This window comes from Pseudoalteromonas sp. 20-92 (genome assembly GCF_030847595.1).
GTDB lineage: Bacteria > Pseudomonadota > Gammaproteobacteria > Enterobacterales > Alteromonadaceae > Pseudoalteromonas > Pseudoalteromonas fuliginea.
Window position 1 is genome coordinate 1 of sequence record NZ_JANJGQ010000057.1, and the last position, 1649, is coordinate 1649.

At 34.1% G+C, this 1649-nt stretch carries 4 protein-coding genes and 1 pseudogene; 4 read left to right on the top strand and 1 reads right to left on the bottom strand.

Annotated elements, in window-relative coordinates:
* Positions 1 to 92 (bottom strand): annotated as a pseudogene (locus NRL14_RS21130) (hypothetical protein); the annotation flags it as partial.
* A 272-nt stretch (positions 93 to 364) separates the two neighbouring features.
* On the opposite strand from NRL14_RS21130, the gene NRL14_RS20695 reads away from it, so the two are divergent.
* The 4 genes from NRL14_RS20695 to NRL14_RS20710 all read left to right on the top strand — a co-directional run bounded on the left by NRL14_RS20695 (position 365) and on the right by NRL14_RS20710 (position 1558).
* The gene (locus NRL14_RS20695) at positions 365 to 466 is read left to right on the top strand and encodes a transposase (RefSeq protein WP_262501272.1); all 102 of its coding nucleotides are present in this window, start codon (positions 365 to 367) and stop codon (positions 464 to 466) included.
* A 247-nt stretch (positions 467 to 713) separates the two neighbouring features.
* Positions 714 to 857, top strand: coding sequence for a hypothetical protein (locus NRL14_RS20700; RefSeq protein ID WP_188085473.1), 144 nt, complete (start codon positions 714 to 716; stop codon positions 855 to 857).
* Positions 858 to 869: 12 nt separating this feature from the next.
* Positions 870 to 1259: a type II toxin-antitoxin system YafO family toxin gene (locus tag NRL14_RS20705; RefSeq protein ID WP_149604808.1), complete on the top strand. Its 390-nt coding sequence runs from the start codon at positions 870 to 872 to the stop codon at positions 1257 to 1259.
* Entirely contained in the window at positions 1259 to 1558 is a 300-nt protein-coding gene (locus tag NRL14_RS20710; protein WP_149604807.1) for a hypothetical protein, read from the top strand. The genes NRL14_RS20705 and NRL14_RS20710 overlap by 1 nt, the downstream gene beginning before the upstream one ends.
* Positions 1559 to 1649 lie beyond the last annotated feature (91 nt).

Consider the following 1649-nt stretch of genomic DNA (forward strand, 5'->3'; position numbering starts at 1 on the left):
CCCCAGCCACGTGAATACTGCGTGAGTTTATGAATTTGTAGGGTCATTGAGATCCCCCAGTTGCGGTTAGTGAGTTCCCTTACATTTGCTTTAAATTTCTTTAGCGCCTGTTCGTGGAACTGTGGAAGATTAGGATGGCAGCCATCCTAATTATTACGAAAAAAGCCAACAAAAACAGCATGAAGAGTGCATTATTATAAATAAGGAATCACGCAAAAAGCTGAACTATGTTAATAAGGTGAAAATGAAAATAGATAGCCCAATCGGACGACGACAGCTGTTTATTAAAGAATGGCAAACGATTCGGCTTTATTGAACCTGCTTTCCTTTAAATAAAAAGCGGAATATTACAGTGAATAAAGGCATGAATAAATTGACCTTACACAGCCAAGCGAAAGTGAACGCCCAATGGCAACTGTATTGCCTTGTTCATAATATAGAAAAGCTGCAAAACACGATGCATTAAGAGAGGCAACCCCTTTTAAGCCAAAATAAAGCCACTGAAACACCCGTAACTCCTTCCAAAACGCCAGTTAAAACAATACCAAACCAGCTTTTATATTCTATGAAAAATACAGTAATCAATTGAATCAAAATAGGAACTCAGCTATGGTTGATTCATCAATAAAAACAAATAAAAAACGAGTTAATCTACAGGCTCGTTAGTTGGCTTTGAGCCTAATGTTTCAAATGTAAATTAAAGGATTAATATTATGAATGTTAAAAAAGACATAAAGAAAATTGAGAAAAAATTTATTCCTCATGAAGTATCTCTTGAAAGAGTAAAAAATAGCTTTGAGCGATCAAAGAAAAAACAGAAAGAGGATGGATTTAATAGTTTTGTAGAAGTTAAATAAAAGGATTTTCACTTGAATACACCAAAAAAGATAACATTATTTGTTCAAACATCATTAAATGCAGAGAGGCAGCACAATAAAGATCTTGATGCGTTAATTAGTGATTTTAAGAAATACAAATCAGGTGGGCGTGTTGATTATTTAGGAAAAGATGTTCCTTATCATAGGCCTCAACCGATGGCTGAAAATGCAGGTTTAATGCATGTACATGTTTTAGATAAAATTAAATCAGTTAAGTTTAGGACTAGCGATAGCGTTATTGTTTATACTGAAGGAGCGACTAGTATTAATACTTTTTATATTATTGATTTTATCGCTGACGGAGCTCATGAAAAAGGTAGAAATAAAGACTATATGAATTGGGTTATTAAAAAAGCTGAAGAGTTTAGGAAGGTAAAGTAATGAGTAAGTTTAAAATACCTGTAAAGTGGATTGAGAATCAACTCCCTGTTCAACCAGGTTTATATTTTGTAGCTTCTAGATATAAAACAGGCTTTGGTTCATATGATTATATGGATTGGGATGGCGAACAGTGGCTTAAAGATGAGTCAATAACTGTTGTTGGTTGGGTTGCTTTATGTGACTTCTTAAAATTAATTGATGCAGGTTGGCCTTTAGGTGACGATGAAGATAAAGAATTTGATGAGTCTTTTCTAAAATATAAAAGTGAGGATGATGGCGGTTTTGTAGAAGTAAAGTAAAGCGTAATTGCCAACTAACAAGTGACTATGGTGTCAATTCCTAATTTTAAACCATTTTAGGATCCCACATGACACCATCTCTCACCATAGA

What these genes read in the sequence shown, in the direction of transcription:
- NRL14_RS20695 (WP_262501272.1), top strand. Translation starts at nt 365, where the DNA reads ATGAATAAATTGACCTTACACAGCCAAGCGAAAGTGAACGCCCAATGG.
- NRL14_RS20700 (WP_188085473.1), top strand. Translation starts at nt 714, where the DNA reads ATGAATGTTAAAAAAGACATAAAGAAAATTGAGAAAAAATTTATTCCT.
- NRL14_RS20710 (WP_149604807.1), top strand. Translation starts at nt 1,259, where the DNA reads ATGAGTAAGTTTAAAATACCTGTAAAGTGGATTGAGAATCAACTCCCT.